Raw genomic sequence first — 513 nt, 5'->3', positions numbered from 1 at the left:
GCCAGGTTGAGCGCCAGCCGGAGTGGGTCCTCGCCCTCGCCCGCCCCGACCCGGCCGAGCCCCAGGCGCCAGCTGAGGGTGAACAGCGAGCCGTCCACCAGCCAGCCGTCCAGCAGCAGGCAGAGCCAGCCGGCCGCCGTCCGGGGCCGCTGGGCCAGCACGGTCAGGCCGATGATGGCGAGCGGGGCGAACAGCAGGAAGGCGTACTCGGCGGGCGAACCCTCCGGCAGCGTGGTGCCGAGCGCCACCTCGTACCAGCCCCAGGTGCCGTTGCCGATCGGCACCATCGAGGAGGACAGGCCGAACAGCAGCCAGGCGGGCCGGGCCGGGCCATCGGCCGCGCAGGCGTGCAGCAGACAGGAGATCGCAGCGGCCAGCGCCGCCCCGGCCAGCCCGAAGTCGCCCATGAACAGTGCGAGTTCCGGCGACCCCCAGCCGACGGCGGCGCCCAGGGCGTACCCGAGGCAGAGCAGCACCAGTAGCAGGCCGGGGAGGGGGGGCGGGTGGAAGTTC

1 pseudogene is annotated in these 513 nt (G+C 74.9%); it reads right to left on the bottom strand.

Annotated features, from left to right (window positions below):
• A pseudogene (locus ABD323_RS45555) lies at nt 1-513 on the bottom strand (phosphodiesterase); the annotation flags it as partial.

It is taken from the genome of Kitasatospora nipponensis (assembly GCF_039528135.1).
Lineage (GTDB): Bacteria > Actinomycetota > Actinomycetes > Streptomycetales > Streptomycetaceae > Kitasatospora > Kitasatospora nipponensis.
Note: the sequence above shows the minus strand (reverse complement) of the source record. Positions and strands in the feature narration are given on the sequence as shown.